Consider the following 20311-nt stretch of genomic DNA (forward strand, 5'->3'; position numbering starts at 1 on the left):
ACCACAAGTGTCCACGTCGACATTGGTGACGGTCAGACCATCGTTTGAAAACAGTTTCGACCCAGCTCCGCTGATCCCACATCGCCCGATCACGTCTTCCGTTCATGTCAGGGCCAAGCTAAAAGCCGGAGACGATCGGAACCGCCATCGTTCAGCGCACTGGATTTCCCGAGGCACTTGCTGGCAGGCGCAAGACCGCGCAAGAAACTGTTTGAGATCGCAGGGTGAGCTCGTTGGACAAAGACAGCAAGTCACGGGCCGTAACCAACATCCTCATAACGGGCGGATCCCAGGCCTGGAAACTCTCGGCCGGTTTTGTCTTGACGATATTCTCGACGCGAAATCTTGCCCCGTCCGACTTCGGCGTGCTGGCCATGTCTGCGACCGCTGCAACGTTCCTCGGACTCCTCAAGGACGTCGGCGTTGGACAGGCCATCATTCAACGCACGGAGATCGCCAAGGGTCAGATCGATGCGCTGTTCTGGTTGTCGGTGCTCGCTTCCGCGGCATCTGCTCTCGTTCTGGCGTTGAGCGCGCATCCGGTTGCGCTGTTTTACGACGATACTAGGCTTCAACAGCTCATGATCGCAATTGCCGGCCTAAGCTTCATTGCCGGCCTTGCGACCGTTCCGGCGGCGCTACTTGCCAGAGAGTCCCGGTTCAAGGCTCTGGCAATCCTGGATGTCGCCGCGACAACCGCTTCCGTTGTCGCGGGGATCGTCGCCGTAATCATCTTGAGAGACTATTGGGCACTTTATCTGTCCACGCTCGTTCTCACGCTCATTTCGACAGTCGGGATCTGGGCCTATTCTGGCTATCGCCCTGGATATCCCCATCTGGACAGCGAGACGCGACACATGGCGCGATTTGGCCTGCACGTGTCAGGGTTCAATCTGGTCAACTATCTCTCGAGAAATGCGGACAACATTCTCATCGGCAAATTTCGAGGCGGCGACGAACTCGGACTGTACGATCGGGCCTATAAGCTGTTGCTGCTGCCGATCGTCCAATTACATAACCCCATCGGCCAGGTGATTGTCCCGCTGCTTTCGCGACTTCGTTTCGATAAGGAGAGATATCTGAGCACCTACAACGATGCCCTGTCCATGGTTATGCTCATATGTCAGCCGGGCATCGTCTTCGCCATCCTGCTCTCGGAGCCGCTCTTCAGAGTTCTCCTCGGCGAGCATTGGGTGGGTGCAGCCCCGATTTTTTCCTGGCTTGGCGTTGCGGGCTTGATCCAGGTCGCGACCGCGACGGCAGCTTGGCTGTTCCTCAGTGAAGGCCGTGGCCAGGAGTACTTCAGGCTCGGCGTTTGGACCGCCCTGATCAACGTGACCTCATTCCTCGCCGGTCTTCCCTGGGGCGCGCTTGGAATCGCCGCAGCGTATACGCTGGTGAACTGCACCGTCGTGCTGCCGCTTTATGCGATATCGATCGGTCGTCATGGCCCTGTGACGACAAGGAACCTGATCAAGACGACTGTCCCGCATTGGATCGGTTGTGCCGTTGCGGCGACCGTCACAAGGATTTCGATCATCTCATTGCTGGATGGAAACTCATTCGCTGGGCTGGTTACGCTGCTGGCGCTTGCCTATGCATCATATCTCCTCGCCATGTCCTTCTTCGCGCAGAAACGGGCACTTGCGAAACGCGTATTGCGCAACGTCTTTCGAAAGGCAAAGACCTTCAGCGAACGATGAAGCCATGCAAGTCCGCCAGATGAATATCGACGGGGGCGACCGCGTGAACGGCGTCGACCTGATGAAAGCCTGAATCAACATCTGGGGAAGTGATCGCCGCGAGGAGCACTGCCTTGGCAGATTCGCGAGACGCCTCGTTGATCAAGTCATATGCATTGGAGGTAGCGGACTGCTCGAACACGAACCCGCCATCTTCCAGGCCCGCGAGGCCGACGGCCGGTGCGGTCGCAGGAGGCTGTAACGAGGCAACCGCCGACAAATCAACGCTGGTTTTCGGAGGATCGATCACCAGCGTGCCGCCCATTCCGTCGCTCGAGAGGTTGAAGGTCGATCTGGTGTAGTCACCAACAAGCGAAATATTTGCCGTGTGATTCTGGGCATCGACCACGGTCAACGTACCGCCGGCTGTGTTGCCGGAAAAGGACGCCGACGTCCCCGCTCCGTACGCGATGTCCTTCAGATCGATATGGTTGGAATTGAACGCGGTGCCGTCACCCGTCAGACCGATGAGCGTTCCCGTAAATTGCGACGCGTGGTCCAACACCAGATTGCCGGTCGACGTCTTGAAGGTGATCGACCCCGAAGCGGCGCCGGACAATTCGAGCGTGGCGCCGGGGTCGACCGTCGCGGCCTGTGACATATTGCCCACATTCAATACGACATTTCCGGAGATCTTGAGGATGGTCGATGACGTATTGATTACACCATCGCCATTGAGATCCTGATAAAAAGTCGTCTCGACCGCTTTAAGAGCAGGGTCGGTCGGGGACACCTTGTTCAGGAGGTTCGATACATAGTTGCCATTGCTGTCCGTGGTCCACACACAGAGTTCGCCGGTGGCCGGAATCTTCCAGGCCACATCATAGCCGCTGGTTGTTTGCTCCACGCCCACCGGCGTCCAAGCGCCGAACTGTCCCGACACAACCGCTACGCCACCGTACTTCAAGGTCGGCCCCACGCCGCTGGTCATCGCGTCGAGCAAGTAATTCGAGCCGACCAGAACCAGGCTGGTTGAGCCGGACGCCTCGATTGTCGTGCCTGAAACCTTCTGGGGCGTTGGTGGAAGACCAATCACGCCATCACCGTTGAGATCCTGGTGAAAGAGGGTCTCGCTCGACTCAAGAGCCGGGTCGGTGCCGGACACCTTGTTCAGATAGTTGGATACGAAATTGCCGTTGCTGTCGGTGCTCCAGACCGCGAACTGACCGGTCGAGGGGATCTTCCACGCGACGAGATAGCCGTTCGACGACGCTTCCGCAGCTACTGGCACCCACGAGCCAAGCTGCCCCGCGACAACCGCCGTTCCGCCATTCTTCAAGATCACCGATGAGCTGGCCGTCGAAAGGTAGAAGTTACTTCCCGACTTGATAAGCGATGTCGTTCCGGCCGCTTCGATCACCGTACCGACGGCGGAGCTGAAAGCATTCGAAACCTGGCTCAAATTTCCGGCGATATCGGCGGCGGTGGCGGTGAAGCTGTGTTGCCCTGCCGTGAGCGATCCGGTGGTGACGCTCCAGGCCCCGCTTGTCGCCGCGACGCCCGTGCCGAGCAAGGTCGAGCCCTCGTACAGCCGGACAGTGCTTCCGGCTTCTGCCGTGCCGGACACGATTATTGCGCTAGAAGCTCCAGGTGCGCCCGAGGTCAGGATAGGTGCAACCGGGGCACGCGTATCGACCGTGACGTTCAACGCACCGGAGGAAGCGCTGACGTTGCCGGCGGCGTCGGCAGTCTTGCCGGCAAACGTGTGATTACCGTCCGCCAACGTTGCGGTGGCAAAGGACCATGCTCCGCTGGTATCGGCGATCGCCGTTCCGATCATCGTCGCGCCGTCGAAGACCTGCACCGTGCTCCCGGCGTCCGCGGCTCCAGTCAAATTCACGTGGTTGACATTGGTGACGCCATCGCCGGCAACGCTGCTGTCTGGCGAGAACGACGCGAGCTTGGGCACGTTCGGGGCGACCGTATCGATGGTGACATTCACCCCGGCTGAGAGCGCGGTGAGATTGCCGACACCGTCCATCGCTGCGGCGGCAAAGGTGTGGCCGCCTTCGGCCAGCAATGCGGTCGCCATGCTCCAGCTACCATTGCCATCGGCTATCGCCGTGCCGATCTGAGTTGTCCCGTCGAAAACCTTGACGGTTAGACCTGCCTGCGCGCGACCCGTGAGGACCAGATGATTTATATTGATCAGGCCCGATACGATCGAGCCGCTGTCGTTGACCGCCGAGATCGTCGGCACGGCGATAGATGTCATCGCCATCGGCGAATTCGTCGTGGAAACGAATGAATAGTCGGCCGACGTCAAGCTGGTGACGCCCGCAATGCGCAGCGCATCTGCTCCACCCGCGTAGCGAACGGTCCACACGTCGTTCACATGGGTCAAATAGGCGCCGCTGTCGTAACCTTTCAGAATCAGCTTGTCGTGTTCGGCGGTCGCGCTCGTGAAGACGTGGAAATCCGCGATCGTATCGTTGCCGCTGCCTGCAGAGTGAATGAATGTATCGTTCCCGGATCCTCCAGAGAGCCAGTCATTCCCGCCGGCGCCATCCAGGACGTCGTCACCGCTCGAGCCGACCATACGGTTTGCCAATTGGTTACCGACGCCCGCGAGCCCGCCCATCATCAACGTCAGGTTTTCGACGTCCGCCGTCAGCGTGTACGACGTCCACGCCTCCACGCTGTCAATGCCGCCGCCGGGATTCTCGACGATTTTCTGGTTCGCGCTTCCGATGACGTAGGTATCGTCGCCGTTCCCCCCGACGAGCGTGTCATCGCTATTGACCGCCGAGAGCTTGTCGTTCGCCGCGGTGCCGTACACCATGCGGCTGCTCGCCTTCCCGCTAATCCAGGACATGATCGTCCCGCCAACCGGGAGCGTTGCTGGCAATTGGAAATTGTCGCTGGTGAATGCCGAGACCGTCGTGTTGCGGAACACCAAGGTGTCCTGGCTGGTCAACTTCAGATAGACGTCGCTTCCGACCTGGGTCATCGCCGCCTGCACGTCGGCAAATGAGGTGAAGGCAAAGCCGTTGAGCTGGACGACGTCGTGAGCGGCGCCCGATCCCGGAGAAAAGTCGGTGATGATGTCCGAACCATCGCCGGAGTTGAATACGAAAGTATCCATACCGCCGCCGCCGGTCAGGGTATCATTGCCGAGCCCGCCGGTGATCACGTTAGACGCGGAATTTCCGATGATGATGTTGGATTGAATATTTCCGATGGCGCTGATGGCCGCCGAACCGGTGAGCGTCAGATTCTCGACGTAGCTCGAAAGCGTATACGTCACCGAGGAGTTTACCGTGTCGATGCCCCCGCCATAGGCCTCGACAATCTTCGCACCGGAATCGGTCACGACATAAGTGTCATCGCCGGCGCCGCCAGTCATGACATCCGCGCCTCCTGCACCACCGATCAGGTCATTGCCGGACGTGCCGGTCAGCGTGTCTACAGCCGCGCTTCCCACGATCGTGTTGGTCGACGCGCCACTCGTGAGCAGGGTGTAGTTCGCAAGCGTGTATTCCGGCAATTGATAGGCTTTGATTGAATCGATGGTCATCGTCGCCGTCGATCCTGGAGCGGCGTTGCCCGGCCAGCTCCCGCCCATCGCTAGGTTGGCGATCATGTACATCGCCGTATTCATGTCGGCGGGCGTGGCCTGCTGCGCGACCTCCTTCCCGTCCACGAAAAACGTCAGGTCGTAGGGCGTCCATTTGAGCGCAAACGTGTGTTCTCCGGTGGTCAGGTTGGCCGTATTGGCCCAACCCCCATTCGTCGCGGGCGCGTAGGGTGAGTGAATGGCCCAATGCGCCTGATCAGGATCCTGACCAAATGCTTCGAGCACATCGATTTCCGTGTTGAGATTATTGGCAGTGCTGGGCAGCATCCAGAACGCCGGCCACGCGCCGCTTGTGCTGGGCAGCGTGGCCGTCATCTCGAAATAGCCGTAGGTCTGGGTAAAGCTGTTCTGGGTCGAGATCATGCCCGACGAGAAAATGGCGCTGCCTGTATAAGGCGTGGCGCTCGCAGGCAAGGGCTGTGCCGTGATGACAAGGTGGCCGTCCTGAATCGAGAACGGATTAAGCCCAAGCGACGTTGACGCCTGAGTTGCCGGCAGCCCGGAAAAGCTGGGATCGACATACACTTCCTGTTCGCCGGCCAGCCCGTAGCCTGCCGCTCCGCTCCAGGCATAACTCGTGCGCCAGGTCAGGCTGGGATCCTGCCCCGCGGACAGCGTGTTGAAGTCGTCGTTGAAGGTCTGGACCAATCCGGTCAGGGGACTGACGATGTTTATATTGCCGGCCGTGAGATTCTGGAGGCTGGTGTTTTCAAGCGTTATCGTTTCGCCGCCAGCGATTGTCAGGACAAGGTCGGTGCCCACCTGCTTCATGGCCGCCGTGACATCGGCGAGCGTCTTGAAGCCGGTGTTGTTGAGCTGCAGGATGTCCCCGCCCGCACCCGCCTGAAAGTCGGTGACGATGTCGTTGCCGTTGCCCGCTCTCACGACAAAGGTGTCGCGACCGGCCCCACCGGTCAGCACATCGTTCCCCCGTCCGCCGTCGATCATGTTGTCGCCGGCATTGCCGACAATGATGTTGTTGAGATCATTGCCGGTGGCGGGAGACGGAACGCTATCTGTCAGGACAAGGTTTTCGACGTTCGGCGCTTTGACAAGGCTGTATCCGTTGATGTTCCAGACGCGGATCGTATCGATACCCTCTCCGGCCTGCTCGACGACCCTAGTGTTGTGGTCATAGACATAGTAGGTGTCGTCCCCTGCTCCGCCGATCAGCGTGACGCCCGTGCCGCCGGCCTCCATGCCATCATTTGTCGCTCCGGTCGCCAGCGTGCCTCCCGCAGGGACGGTACCCGCCCAATTCCATGCCGTTCCGCTCGCTGGCAGCGGATTGTCCAGCGCGACATTGCTTGCAACCAAGGTCGAAAGCGCGACATTCTGCAGCGTCAGTGTTTCGGTTGACGACAGCGCTACAACCGTATCGGAGCCCACTTGGGTGGCCGCTGCCAGGAAACTGGCGAACGTCGCAAAGCCGTAGTTCTGCAATCGCAACACATCGCCGCCGAAGCCCGCCTGAAAATCAGTGACGGTATCGGAGCCATAGCCCTTCGAGACGACGAAAGTATCGCTGCCTGCTCCTCCGGTCAGAACATCATTTCCGGTACCGCCAAACAGAACGTCAGCACCGGCGCTTCCAGTGATAATGGTCATGATGGATTGCGTGCTCCTATTACGTGGCACACAACTATGCACGCGTTCAAAAGAGCCTTATGGATTCGACGCAATTTGACGCATGCCGAGAGAATCAGCTGACGGCTGGAGATTTCTGCGGAGACACCGTAATGCTACGGGCTCATGTGAAGTCCGCGCTGCTTGCATCAAGCAGGCTCCGTGCAGGGGCCGTCATTCATTGGGCGAGCGCCGAACACGCTGGGTTCCGATTAGGGAACCGTATTCCGCATCCGATAAGTGAGCACATCATCTTGCGAAGTTCCTGTTACGCACGCTCCTCGACTCGCCAGGACCTTCGCGGGAGGGCCCTCAGCGCGAACCCGGCCGTTTTCAATGCACACCACGTGGTCCGCATCACGCACTGAATCCAGGCGATGTGTTATCAGCAACAAGGTTCGGTTCTTGAATTGTAGCTGGATCGCGCGTCGAATGCTGTCCTCGAGTATCAGATCGAGCGCGCTCATCGCTTCGTCGAGGATGAGGAACTTCGGATTGCGCACAATCGCTCGCGCAAGACCAAGACGCTGCCGCTGACCGCCCGAGAAGCGCAGGCCATGCTGTCCTATCCAGGTGTCGTATTTGTCCGGTAAGGCCTCGACGACCTCTGAAATGCCCGCGACCCGCAGCGCCTGCCGAACCTCTTCCTCGGAGGCGTCGTTCTTGGCCATCCGAACGTTCTCGATCACCGTGCCTTCGACCACGTCGACATCCTGGCCCGCAATCGCGAGCATGCCGAGCCAATCGGTTCGACGAACGTCTTCGATGGATCGCCCATCAACCCGTATGACACCCTCGTTGGCCGAATAGAGTCGCAACAATAGATTTACGATCGTGGTCTTGCCCGCGCCACTGGCTCCAATGAGCGCAGTGGTCTTCCCCGCAGGAATGTCAAACGAAGCATCCAAAAGAGCGGGCTCCGTACCGGCATCATAGCGGAATGTCACGTTGCGAAATGAGATGCCGTTCTCCAGTTTAGCCACGGCAACGTGCCCGGCGTTCGGGTACTCCTTGTCATCTATCGACAGCATATGTCTGATGGACCGAAGCTGCGGCTCGATCTGCGCCATATACAGCAAGTTCCCTTCCAGATCTCGCATATGCGGCTGCAATCGATAGAGCAACGCGACCGCGGTCAGGCTCGTCGCGAAGCCGATTCCCCATAAATCAGCGAACGCGATGACGAGAAACAGCACGACAAGATACCCCACCTCCGTCAGAGGCGAGACCAGGGCGGATAGGCGCGCAAGCCGCAGCGCGACCTGTCGGGCCTGCGTCGAAGCCTGCTCGAAGCGTTTCTGGTGAATCTCCTCCTGGCCATACGCGCGGATCGTGCGCATACCCTGGAGTGTCATCAGCATATGCTCGCCCAGCTTTTGATGAACCAGCTTTACGCCGGCACCCAACAGCTGCATGGGCAACGAAAGATGGCGCAATCCGGCCGATACAATCATCGAGGCGACGATGGCAAGGACCGTTACCTTGATCGAGAGCGCTAACAGAAAAGACGCGAAGAGAAAAATCGAACACGAGCTCACGATAATGCGGGTAAGGCTGGCGTATGCTCCAGAGATTATCCATGTCTCGGTTCCCAACACCTCCATGAGATATGCCTCCTCATGGCGTTGGAAGAATGAATACGAAGTCGACAGATACTGCAGATGGACGCGGTTGCGCGCGGCTTCATTGATCTGCTCTCCAACACGTGCACTGATTAGTGCGTTGATGAAGGAAAGAGCACCGCGAGCAATGATGAGAAGGAGCAGCACGACAGCAGTTTCGGTCGAGCTGTGAAACCAGTTCGCCGCATATCGGAGCGCTTCGCCCAGGAGGCCACTGGTCGACGTTGCAAGTTCCACCTGACCCATGGCGAAATAGAAGAACAGGAGCACGAGAGTAATCCCGACCGTCTCCGCCAACGATGCAGCCAGGCCAAGGACAATCAGCGCGGGCGTCACCCAACCGGGCAGTGGAGCAAGCTTGAGCAGCTTGAACAATTCGACCAACGCTGCGTGCCGAGCAGCTCTCGGTCTGCGTATGTTGTTCGCGTGCTCTGTCATAGCGATTGAGTTGGATCGCCGATGGCAAACAACGACGCCGAAGGTCGAACCGCCCTGCGACGCTGATGACGCCATTTCCACCGGATTTCCGAGACGGTATCACGCGGCACATCGTGCGCGGCGACCCTGAGCGCGAGCAAGGGATTCCGTTTGAAAAGCAGTCCAAAGATTGAAGCGAAGTACCACAACTGACCGCCCGTCAGAGCTCTCCGAAGCAGCCAACGCGCATAGTTTCTGAGGCCCAGGTCTAGGAGCGCCGTGCGCTCAGGGTGTCGCGTCATGATCTCATCCGCGACCAGCATCCACGACCGGAACATTCGGGTCTTGTTGCTTGACATGTTGTTCGGGAGGTACCGATAGCCAATCTGATACTTGGGCACGACCGCGAAGTGGTACGCCTCCGCGACACGGCAATAGAACAGCAGATCTTCGCAGCCTTCTGCCCCCGATGCCCTGAGTCCGCTCTCGAAACCTTTTGCAGCTATGAGGGCTTCCCGGCGGACCAGCGCCGAGCTGCCGTTGCCGATGAAATTTCCCTGACAGAGATAGTCTAGCACCTCGCCCGCATGAAAGACGGGATCGGACCTGGCACTTACGCGGCTATCGGCATCGATCCAGTCATACCAGCTGTAGACAAGACCGGTCCGCTCTCCTGCATCAAGCAAGGCTTGAAGCTGTTGCTCAATCTTGCGGGGCGTCCAGAGATCATCGGCATCAATGAACGCGACGAAGTCCGCGCCCGCCGCCTGCCAGCCCGCATTCCGGGCGGCCGCGACCCCCGCATTACGCTGTTCTATGATTGTTATTCGCGAATCCTGAGCCGTATGCAGCTGGACAACTGCGACCGTGTTGTCTGTGGAGCCGTCGTCCACGACAATGATTTCCAGCTCCCGGTGCGACTGGGATCTGACGCTGCGAAGCGTCTCGTCGATCGTTGCACTGGCGTTGAAGGCGGGAATAACCACGCTGACCAGGAGCGCCCCCGTATTCATTGGTACTGCTCCAGGCAACGAGCGAATGTGTCCAACGTAAAATCGCCTCTGACCTCAATTCGCGGCAGATCCAACAGATTGTCCTTCAGTGTTACGGCCCGTCCGACCGTGTTGAACAGAGTTTTGTAACCACATTCGGCGGCGAGAATTTCAAGCCGCTGATCGGTAGAGCCAAAAGGCGCGGCAAGCGACGTTATCGATCGCCCAAGCCACTGTTCCAACTGGGCGCGAGATCGCGTCAATTCCTCGGCGAGAGTCCGGGTCGCAAGTTGCTCGCTGCGCGGGTGACTCGCCAAATGGCTGCCAAAGGATATGCCCTCGGCGGCAAGCGCAGCGATCCTCGTCGGCCCAAGCAGCGAAGCGGGCTCTCCAAACTGAGCATCCCACTCCGCCCGCTTTCCCACGAAATCGGTCGCAACGAAGACTTCTGCCGAGAAGTCGTTTGCTTGCAAGATCGGCCATGCATGCTCGGCAAAATCGTCGTACCCATCGTCGAAGGTGATCAGCACCGGCCTGCCGACGAACGGATGATTGTTTGCCACGAACCAGGCGAGCTGATCCGAGTTGATCGTGTGATAGCCATTGCGGCGAAGCCACAGCATCTGTTGCCGGAACGCATCGGGAGACAGGCGGTAGCGCGCCAGTTCACCTGGTCCTTCAACCGCAACTCGGTGGTACATCAGGACCGGAGCGTGCGTGCGTCTTTCGGATTGGGTGACGTCAAACCTGCGCGCCACAGCCCCACCCCACACGATGGACCGCGCAACCTCGACCTCAATCGGCGCCTCGATAGCCGCGTATTTCACCTGTATGTCAGGGGCGGCTTCGCCCGGGAGTAACCGCCTGAACCGATCGATACGGTACAGTTCCGTCTCGATCGATGTCTCCAGGGCGAGTCCGGGTACGCCCTGGATAATCCGCGTGATGGTCTCCGCCCCATACGGGCTCTCCCAGTCGAGCCCTGTTCGCGACATGTTGTCCTTCAGCACAAAGGTATGGGCCGCCATAAGGTAGCCGCCAGGACGCAGCGCCTGCACCAGTCGCCTCGCGACCGATTCTAGTTCGGCCTCGTCATCAAGGTAGTAAAGGACCTCGGAGCAGACGATCAGATCGATGTCCTGTGGGAGCGGATCGGCGGACAAATCCAATTGAGAGAATTCGATGTTCTGACGCCCATTGCATCGGACACGAGCGCGACCGAGCGCCTTGGTTGAAATATCGGCGGCACACAGGCGTCTGACCCTGCGGGCCAATTGGCGCGTGAAGTGTCCTTCCGCGCACGCGAGCTCGAGCGCGCGATCTATTGGCTGGTCTGGCAGAAGCTCGAGCTGCCGAGTGTACTTTTCCTGTTCATACGACGAACCGTAGTTCCAGGGATCCTCTTGCTCGAAAAACTCCTCCCAAAATTGCTTGCGTGCGGTGTCTCGAGATCGCCTGGCACATCGCATAGGACTGCTGGAAGCGGAGATGCCTGAGATGGCTCGCGACCGCGCCTCACATGAAGCCCGCGAGGCCAACTCGCGTAGCCGCCCCCGGTGAGTATCTCGGCCGTCTCGCATGAAAGTTTGAAGTCGTTCGGTCCGCTTGTGGAGTGCGATTTTTGCCCGAACCAGCCTTCCGATCTGGTCTTTGACCTGCAAGTGAACGAGGCCATCGGCGGCCAGCGCGATCCAGAAGCGGCTGTCGACAGCGCCGAGGGCACCAATATCGAGCAGCGTCAGGATGCGAGGCCCGTCACAGAGATAGACGTACAATCGATCGATAGTCCCGATCGGCCTGATGGTGCCGATACGGCGAAGGTCAACGCACGTGCCGAACGTCAACGTGAGGACCCTGGGCGCCGAAAGATCGTCATAGTCGAGCACTTTCCGCTCAAAGCGGTATTGGCACTTACGCCCTGCCGCCGGATCGTTCCATGCGCGACCGATCGCTGAAATGAGGTTGGTTACGCCCTCCCCGTATTGCGGCCACCGTTCCGCCAGCTTGGCGGGTACCGTTCTTGCCCCGACCATCACGGCATCGAGCAGAACAGCGGCAATGAAGTCCGCCGCTGTCTCGGTCTTTGGAATGTCGCTCAGCGTTTCCAGCGTTGGATCACTGGCATTCCTGCGGCCGCAATCAAATCCGGCACACCAGAGCATGAAATACGCATACGCCGCCTCGGCGCTGCCATATGCAGTTGACGCTCCCGCCCGATGTTCGGGTGCCGGCTCGCTGACGCGGTCATCACTCGAAAATCCGCGAGCAATGACCACCCGCGCGTCGGCCAGCATCCGTTTGACATCTTGCGTCAGTGAACGGTCGCTTGTCCGGTAATAGCTCAATTTCTCGTCGACATGGATCCACCTGCCGCCGCAGCGTGCGATCCGTTGCCACAGGTCCCAATCTTCGCACGTGCGGAGGCTGGTCTCAAAGCCACCGACCTTTGCAACAGCGCTCTTTAGGACAAGCACGCCATGGATGAACGTGGCACACGTCCGAGCGAAACGCTCGAACGCGTTGTCCTGGATAGCCGGATCGCAGCGCACGGGAGTTTCACTGCCGTCAGGCATAACCCGGCAACAGTTGCAATAGGCGGCCACCGCCAAAGGATCCAGATCCAGCGCAGCATTCATCCGGGCAAGGAAGGACCGATCAATCCAATCGTCACTGTCAAGGAACAGTATTCGTTCGCCGCGCGCGCTTGCAATTCCCTTGTTGCGGGCACCTGAAGCGCCTCCTCCGCCAGACTGCAGAACACGAAAGCGGGAATCCCGCGCCGCATATTCAGCAACGATCGCGGCCGTGGGATCGATCGAACCGTCATCCACGACAAGCGCCTCCCAGTCAGGGGCGCTCTGCGCGAGCAGGCTGTCAAGCGTTTCAGCAATGGTCTCTGCAGCATCACGTGCGGCGATCACGACGGACGTACGCGGATGGGCCGTCATCTGCGAAGCCTTCGGCGATGATAGAACAGCAATCCGGCGAGATATCCGGTCACCTCCTCCTTCAGGAAGCGGTCGCGAATGCTGTCTCCTTCCACTACTTTCCGGAGCAGCCGAGAGAGGTACCAACGCGGCTTGTGATAGTAGGCCAGACGCCGGTTCGCCGAGATCCCCGTTCGCTCATACTGCACCAGAAGCGCTGCCGCATGACCACGCATGTAGTGATAGATCTGGCTGGCCAGGCCGTCCATCGTCCTGCGGTGAAAATGGAATGCGACCGACGCCGGAGTATAACGGCAGGTGTAGCCGCCCGCGAGCAATCGATACCAGTATTCCGAGTCTCCCGAGCAGCCGGCCTGGCCGACGTCCAGTCGCTCATCGAAAAGTCCGACGGCCTGAAACACCTCGCGCCGGAATGCCATGCTTGCTCCGGCGCCGATGTCCCACGCGGGAAGGACCCGACCGCGATGCGATCGGAAGGCTGCGCTGTCGTAATCCTGTTCGCGATAGCCTTTGTTAAATCCCCAATACGTCTCGAAGTGCCGTTGCGCCTCGGTCGCGAGCTCGGCCGGAAGCACCAGTCCCGTCACCGCACCGATCTGGGGAGAGTCAAACGCACATGTCAGTTGCTCCAGCCAACCCGGGTGAAGCAGCACATCGTCGTCCGTATAGGCGACAATATCTCCGGTCGCCTGGAGCGCGCCGGCATTGCGAGCAATATCCAGACCGGGTCGATCCTCGCGAATATAAGTTGCTGCCGCGGCCAACGCGACATCCCGCGTCCGCCGATCGCGCGATGCATTGTCCACCACAATGATTTCTCTTGGAGGATGGGTCTGCCTCGGCAGCGACGACAAGCATTTGCTCAGCTCGTCCGGACGGTCGCGCGTGCAGATCACCACGCTCGCCGAGAGTCTCACTTCTGTCGGAGTTCGCACCTTGGAGTCGACGGCTGACAGAAAGCCGTCGTCGATGTGATCGATCCTGGCGTCCGCAATTTGCCCTTCATGCATCAGCACATGGCCGATCGGCTGGTTGGCGCGCCAGAACACCGTCATGCCATCGCTCAACGTCGTTTCCGCAACATCGGACGCCGACGTCACGGAGACATGCGTCACGCCCCTTCCCAATCCAATTCCTGCGAATGGGGTATCGATCATCTTCGTGCGAAATATGCCGACGGATTGCTATCGCTCCACCTCAGTGCAGTCTCGATAATGAAATCGATCTCGGATTGCCGCGGGCTCCAACCGAGCTCCCGCTTGGCTTTGGCAAAGGAGGCAACGAGCATGGGCGGGTCCCCCCCGCGGCGTGGGCCGCGCCTGACGACCGGGTCTTTTCCGGAGACACGCTTCACGGCCTCTACTAGTTCGAGCACACTCGTGCCGACCCCCGTACCGAGATTGAAGACATGAGTACCGCCTCGAGCCACCAGCATGTCACCTGCGAGAAGGTGCGCCTGCGCTAGGTCATTGACGTGGATATAGTCCCTGATCGCACTTCCATCCGGCGTCGGAAAGTCCGTTCCCAGAATGGTGAAAGGCCGATCGGGTCGGCGCACCGCTTCGATCGCCAGCGGAATGGCATGCGTCTCCGGTTCGTGGCGCTCACCGATCTCGCCGTCAGGATCACAGCCCGCCGCGTTGAAATAGCGCAGCGAAACCGACGACATGTCGTACGCACGACCAAAGTCCTCCAGCATACGTTCGATGATCATCTTGGACCAACCATAGGGATTAATCGGCGCCTGCGGATGTGTTTCGTCTATCGGGGTGTGCTTGGGTACTCCGTAACTGGCACACGTGCTGGAAAAGAGCACGCGCGAACAGCCGACCGCTCGCATTGCCTCCAGGAGGGCAAGCGTTCCTCTCGTGTTATTGTCGTAATAGATGGCCGGATCGGCCACGGATTCGCCGACATAAGCCAGCGCCGCAAAGTGCGCGACGAGGTCCGGCTTGTAGGTTTCCAGCACTGCGCGCACGCCGGCTGAATTGCGAATATCGCACTCGACCAACGGTCCCCAGCGCACCGCATCGCGCCAGCCCCGGGAAAGATTGTCGAGCGTCGCGACGTTCCAGCCCGCCATCGCAAACGCCTTGCAGCAATGCGAGCCGACGTAGCCCGCACCGCCGGTGACCAGAACGGTCTTTTTCATCTCGCCGCGTCCGCGCGCCCCACATCGCTCGGAGGTGGGGGACTACCGAGATTTGTCGGATCGGCGACATCGTTACGCGTCTTCATCAACCTTCGCGCCAACAACACTCAACTCCTTGTCACGAAGCACGATCTCGTTCTTGATCTCCAATATTCCAAATTCCAGTCAATTCTTATCTAGATGGATTGTGGCTTCATTCGTACGATCAATCGGCTGCGCGCAGACGCGTGGAGCTGCCACGCGCAGTTGCAAAGACCCCGAAACGGTGCAACACGAGGATTGACGTTGCGAAATTATTGCTTCGCTGCGGTCTCGTCCGCGGGATAGAATCGCGCCTGACGCGCTTCCGATAGAACCTGTCCCGTCGATGACTTCACGAGGGCGGTCCATTCATACAGACCCGGCTTGCAAGGACCAAATGTCCGTATCGTCCCCGACGGCAGAACGCCATTTCCGGGGACCGGAACGTCCTGGCCTCCCATTTCGCGAGTTCCTTGCGCAAGTGTGAGCGTCATCGAAGTGGCACCAGCGGGAATGTTACGCAGACGCATCTCCGGATTTGGGAACAGCGTGATACAGCCGCGCGCCCCGCGCCATGAAAAATCCAACGTCATCGGATCGGCCGATGCAGGATGACACAGCGCCAGCAACAAAGCGGGGGCAGCAACAACAACTCTCACATATCACTCCGGTCAGGTTCGCTTCCGATCTTCGAGCGATCGGGCACGCACTATTCACGATTCATGCAGAATAGATCGCCCATTTTAAGGCACCATCAGTATGCCCCCTATCTGACGATGCATCAAAGAAGCAGTCACGAGTTGGCCATTCTTTTAGCGGACCGTCCACGCCTCCTTTGGCGTGCATCAAGGAACATTCTCGCGCCTGCCAATGGATTGAGCAAACAATGGCAAGTGGCAGCTAAACCGTGTCCAGAAACGTCCTGATCGTCATACCTGTTTTGAACGAGGCTTCCCATATCGAGACCGTTGTCCGCAACCTGGCCCAGGACAATCTCCACGAAGATCGCACAATAGTGGTTGCAGATGGCGGCAGCACCGATGGGACGCCTGACATTGTCCGCCAGCTCGCCAACGAGATTGGCGGCCTCCATCTGTTGCGCAATCCCCAGCGGCTGCAGAGTGCCGGGGTCAATTTAGCCGTACAGGTCTATGGTGCTGCGGCGCAGGTCCTGGTGCGGTGTGACGCCCATTGCGAATATCCGACCGGCTATGTTTCGCGCCTCCTCAAGACCTTGGACGAGCGCCAAGCCGACTCGGTCGTGGTCCCCATGGACTCGCGTGGTGACGGCTGCCTGCAAAAGGCCGTCGCATGGGTCTCGGACACCAAGGTCGGTTCGGGCGGATCGGCACATCGCGGCGGAAAGCAAAGCGGCTTTGTCGATCACGGGCATCATGCGGCGATGATCATCGACGCGTTCCGCAGGGCTGGTGGTTACGACGAGACCTTCGCTCATAATGAAGACGCAGAGTTTGACTGCAGGCTGCGTGCACTCGGCGGCCGGATATTTCTGGATTCGGACATCCGCCTTTCATATCGACCGCGATCGAGATTTCTGAGCCTGGCGAAGCAGTACTTCAACTACGGTCGTGGTCGATCGAGAACGGTGAGACGGCATCCAGGATCGTTGCGACTGCGTCAATTCCTGGTGCCCACTCATGTTGCATTGATGCTGGGCGCCATCGTGCTGGCGCCGGCTGCACCGCTGCTGTTGACATTGCCGGCGGTCTACCTGGCGATACTGGCGCTGACCGCAATGATGATTGCAGTAAAACATCGCTCAATTTGCGGGCTGCTTGCACTGCCGGCCGCCGTCGTGATGCACTTCGCGTGGGCACTTGGCTTTTTCTGGGGTATCCTGTGGATCCGCCAGACCACCTGGCAGATGACCCCTTCAGTTTCCTGAACGCTGCAGAACCTGGGCACTGGCCGGCGTGCCCACACGCCGGCCAGCCTTCGCATAGGCGGCCTCGGTCAGGCGTGCAATCGAGGTCCACGTCGGCACGGAGTCTCGCAGCTCCAACATTCCTTGACTCTTGCGGTTTCGATAATCAGGGTCGCTGATCAAGCGCTCGAGCGTCCGGGACAATGCGGCGGGATCACCTGGAGGAACGAGCGTCCCCTCTGCCCGATCGCTCAGCCATTCTGAAAACGTTCCAAGGTTCGACGCGACAATCGGACGTCCCGCCGCGATCGCCAGCATCAGCACGCCGGATGCGTCGATATCCCGGTACGGAAAAGCCAGGATGTCGGCGCGCGCAACCAGAGAGGTCACATCATCTTCCGGAACGAAACGCAGGTCGAATTCGACATTATCTTCGAGCTGCAAATCCTTCACCATCGCAAACAGCGGCTCCATCGCCATTTCCGGCCAGCCCACGACCTTCACCACGCAATTCGCCCTGACCTCTCGGGGAAGCAGCGCAAGCGCGCGAAGCATGACGTCGACTCCCTTGTAGGGCTTTATCTTGCCGAACAGGAGTATTTGAACGCGCCCATCTCCGGCCGAGGGCTCGTCGGCCGGTCGGGTGATATGATCCGTCAGCAATCCGTGCGCGATAACGGATATCTTCTCGTCCGGGATACCAACGCGCAGCAGGCGATCGCGTGCAACGGTCGTATGAACGATAAGATGGTCGAAGCAGTGCAGAATGCTGAACGCGCCAATCCGCTGGATCCGCGAGCTCGGATTGTTATTGAACGGATTCGAATCATGAACCGTCAGAACCGTTGGCGCGACCCTTCTGAACATGGGAATGAACTGGCTGTCGACGATCGCCAGCGGTGCCCATTGGAAATGGATCACATCAGGCGGCGTCCTCCTGAAGCGCCTGATCAGCCGTGTCATTGATTCAGCGTGACTGAGGCCCTTCAGCCCCAGCTGCACATTGCGTGGAAGTTTCTTGAAAAAGCGCGACTGCAATCCCGGATAAAAATGCCGGTCAAGAAACAGGTCCTCATCAACGGAAGGCTTCTGCCCAATCTGGCGCCCGACAATGCTGGCCGCATGCCCAATATCGGTCAATCCTTTGGCTAATTTAAGATCATATGGCCAAGTAAACAGTGACGGATCGATCAGAGCGATTTTCATGCGATTGCCTCACCAACGATGATTTGCGGACCGTGAAATTACTTCTGGCTCATCAAGGCATGGATTGATAGCTTCTTCTGCCACTTGCAAAATTGTGAGCGACACGCGTTGAAGATCAGCATCGTCATAACAGTCTACAATTACGAACGGTATGTCGGATTGGCAATCGACAGCGCGTTGAATCAGACCCGTCCGGCGGACGAGATCGTCGTCGTCGACGACGGATCGATCGACGGTTCCCGCCAGATCATCGCCGGCTATGGTGACAGGATTCGAGCCATATTTCAGGCAAATCAGGGCAACATCGCAGCATTCGAAGTTGGGTATCGCGCAGCGACAGGCGATGTATTGCTGTTCCTTGATGCGGATGACATCCTGATGCCGACGGCGGTCGAAAACGTCGCTGCTCACTGGCGTGAAGGTGTTTCGAAAGTTCAGTTCAATCTGGACATCATCGACGGGGCCGGCAGGCGACTTGGGCGCTCGTTTTGTGCGTTTCCTAAATCCTACGCGCCAGACGATGTGCACGCAGAATTTACACGATCGGGAACGTACATCTGGCCAGTCATGTCAGGAAATGCGTACTCCCGAGCGTTTCTTCGACAGGTCGTCCCGCTCAATCCGCCCGTGGGATATGACGGCGCCCTCAATACGATAGCGCCTCTTTACGGAGACGTGGTCACGGTGCAGGAAATCCTGGGGCAATATCGGCTCCATGGCAGAAATATCAGCCGAAATGACGCGAAGGGGCGGGCGCAGCGCTTTCCGGATTTTCCTAGACAGATCGGATTCCGCGTCGCAGAGTTCGATATCCTGAAAGCACATTGCGACAAGAAGTCCATGCACGTGCAAGCGGCAAGGCCGATCGATAACGAGATCGTCTTTGTCAACTATCGCCTCGCGTCGCGTAAATTGGGACTGCGCTATGTTGGGCAGGACGCGGACACGTCGAGTTCACTTCTGCGCCGTGGGATATGGCTTGCGCTGACCACGACAACAGATTGGCGCGCAGCCGCCTCTCATATCGTCTGGTTCACAGGGCTGTTCTTGAGCCCTTTCTGGCTTGCGTACCGGCTGATCATGCTCCGCTTCAACAGGGCAGAACTCCTGCGGCCGCTCGTCAGGTTCGGAAGTGTCATCCGGCGCAAGCCCGCCTGAGTGGGCAACGGCGCAAAGGCAACCCGCCTCGTCAGATCTCGTCCCACGCCCTCATCGATCACACGCTTTCGATCGTACGAATTGTCTCCGGCATTGGCCCGGAAAGACTGGATGCGCCGGCGAGGCGGGCGCGAATCCGCCTGTCGGACTGGCGAAGACGGAGATTTTCCGTCAGGCGCAGAACATATTCCTTTGATTTCCACGCAAACCGAGCCGCTCTATCGAGCGCAGTAGGCCCCTGAACCGACTCCGCCGCCTTTACGATCGAAGATGTCAGCGTTAGCTCAAGACACGGAAAAGGGAACAAGGCATAATTGTGGAGGCCATTTGCCCAGAAGCGGTCCATCTCCCAGTCTATTGGCCGATGGATCGTTGTCACGCTGTCGATAAATCGACGCGCGGCACGGCCGGAAATCAGATAAGCCTGCGTTCCCATTGGCGCACGCTCAAACCGCACCAATTCCCGCTGATCCAGCCAGGCCACGTGCTTGCACGGCGCCATGTGTCGCCCATACAGCCGGAGATAGCCGATCTCGGCAGCCTTGCAGATGTCAGGAAGCGATCGAAAGCTGAACCCGGCATCGAGGATGACGTCGTCTTCGATCACAAGTGTCCATGAATTGTCGGTGTCTGACGCTGCGACTTGCGCCATGATGCTCATATGACTCGCTGCGCAGCCGATCTCGGCACGTGAAAGGCCCCTGCCCCAAAAGCGAATGGCCAGCGCCTCATCATATTGCGGGAGCCCCTTGGCGGGCACACGCAGGGCATCAAAGAAGGTCCATGGAATCTCAAGCGGCTCCAGATTTGCACGCGCGCGCTCGCGGCGCGCGGAACCGGCCAAACTAATCGCCACAATTCTGAGATTGCTGCCCATTGATCGATCAGTCCGACATCTTGATTGGGAACCGTTTTGCACGTGATCTCCAAACGATTACCGCGAACCTGTCTGTGCTGACAAGGAC

At 59.0% G+C, this 20311-nt stretch carries 11 protein-coding genes; 3 read left to right on the forward strand and 8 right to left on the reverse strand.

The window, feature by feature from the left end; genetic code table 11:
• Positions 1–233: 233 nt before the first annotated feature.
• On the forward strand, positions 234–1703 hold the full coding sequence (locus tag IVA78_RS19650) for a lipopolysaccharide biosynthesis protein (protein WP_247467129.1): 1470 nt from the start codon (positions 234–236) through the stop codon (positions 1701–1703).
• Here IVA78_RS19650 and IVA78_RS19655 read toward each other — a convergent pair.
• The 6 genes from IVA78_RS19655 to galE form a co-directional block, all read right to left on the reverse strand.
• Entirely contained in the window at positions 1690–6927 is a 5238-nt protein-coding gene (locus tag IVA78_RS19655; protein ID WP_247467131.1) for an Ig-like domain-containing protein, read from the reverse strand. The genes IVA78_RS19650 and IVA78_RS19655 overlap by 14 nt on opposite strands.
• Before the next feature lie 230 nt (positions 6928–7157).
• Positions 7158–8951, reverse strand: coding sequence for an ABC transporter ATP-binding protein (locus IVA78_RS19660; RefSeq protein ID WP_247467134.1), 1794 nt, complete (start codon positions 8949–8951; stop codon positions 7158–7160).
• A gap of 50 nt (positions 8952–9001) precedes the next feature.
• Positions 9002–9997: a glycosyltransferase family 2 protein gene (locus IVA78_RS19665; protein ID WP_247467137.1), complete on the reverse strand. Its 996-nt coding sequence runs from the start codon at positions 9995–9997 to the stop codon at positions 9002–9004.
• Complete coding sequence (locus tag IVA78_RS19670) at positions 9994–12924, reverse strand: trifunctional glycosyltransferase/class I SAM-dependent methyltransferase/polysaccharide deacetylase (protein WP_247467139.1); 2931 nt, start codon at positions 12922–12924, stop codon at positions 9994–9996. Before IVA78_RS19670 ends, IVA78_RS19665 begins: the two co-directional genes overlap by 4 nt.
• Entirely contained in the window at positions 12921–14039 is a 1119-nt protein-coding gene (locus IVA78_RS19675; RefSeq protein WP_247467142.1) for a glycosyltransferase, read from the reverse strand. Before IVA78_RS19675 ends, IVA78_RS19670 begins: the two co-directional genes overlap by 4 nt.
• Before the next feature lie 38 nt (positions 14040–14077).
• Complete coding sequence (gene galE / locus IVA78_RS19680; RefSeq protein ID WP_247467145.1) at positions 14078–15076, reverse strand: UDP-glucose 4-epimerase GalE; 999 nt, start codon at positions 15074–15076, stop codon at positions 14078–14080.
• Between the two features lie 928 nt (positions 15077–16004).
• Between galE and IVA78_RS19685 the strand changes: the two genes are divergently transcribed.
• Complete coding sequence (locus IVA78_RS19685; protein WP_247467148.1) at positions 16005–17003, forward strand: glycosyltransferase family 2 protein; 999 nt, start codon at positions 16005–16007, stop codon at positions 17001–17003.
• On the opposite strand, the gene IVA78_RS19690 is transcribed toward IVA78_RS19685, so the two are convergent.
• Complete coding sequence (locus IVA78_RS19690) at positions 16992–18188, reverse strand: glycosyltransferase (RefSeq protein ID WP_247467151.1); 1197 nt, start codon at positions 18186–18188, stop codon at positions 16992–16994. The two genes, IVA78_RS19685 and IVA78_RS19690, sit on opposite strands and share 12 nt — an antisense overlap.
• A 108-nt stretch (positions 18189–18296) precedes the next feature.
• On the opposite strand from IVA78_RS19690, the gene IVA78_RS19695 reads away from it, so the two are divergent.
• A complete protein-coding gene (locus IVA78_RS19695; RefSeq protein WP_247467153.1) occupies positions 18297–19346 on the forward strand; it encodes a glycosyltransferase in 1050 nt (349 codons plus the stop codon).
• A gap of 58 nt (positions 19347–19404) precedes the next feature.
• On the opposite strand, the gene IVA78_RS19700 is transcribed toward IVA78_RS19695, so the two are convergent.
• The gene (locus tag IVA78_RS19700) at positions 19405–20223 is read right to left on the reverse strand and encodes a glycosyltransferase family 25 protein (RefSeq protein WP_247467156.1); all 819 of its coding nucleotides are present in this window, start codon (positions 20221–20223) and stop codon (positions 19405–19407) included.
• Positions 20224–20311: the final 88 nt, after the last annotated feature.

This window comes from Bradyrhizobium sp. 137, assembly GCF_023074095.1.
Lineage (GTDB): Bacteria > Pseudomonadota > Alphaproteobacteria > Rhizobiales > Xanthobacteraceae > Bradyrhizobium.

Coding starts and splice junctions, on each gene's coding strand:
- IVA78_RS19665 (WP_247467137.1), bottom strand. CDS start 9,997: ATGAATACGGGGGCGCTCCTGGTCAGCGTGGTTATTCCCGCCTTCAAC.
- IVA78_RS19700 (WP_247467156.1), bottom strand. CDS start 20,223: ATGGGCAGCAATCTCAGAATTGTGGCGATTAGTTTGGCCGGTTCCGCG.
- IVA78_RS19690 (WP_247467151.1), bottom strand. CDS start 18,188: ATGAAAATCGCTCTGATCGATCCGTCACTGTTTACTTGGCCATATGAT.
- galE (WP_247467145.1), bottom strand. CDS start 15,076: ATGAAAAAGACCGTTCTGGTCACCGGCGGTGCGGGCTACGTCGGCTCG.
- IVA78_RS19670 (WP_247467139.1), bottom strand. CDS start 12,924: ATGACGGCCCATCCGCGTACGTCCGTCGTGATCGCCGCACGTGATGCT.
- IVA78_RS19655 (WP_247467131.1), bottom strand. CDS start 6,927: ATGACCATTATCACTGGAAGCGCCGGTGCTGACGTTCTGTTTGGCGGT.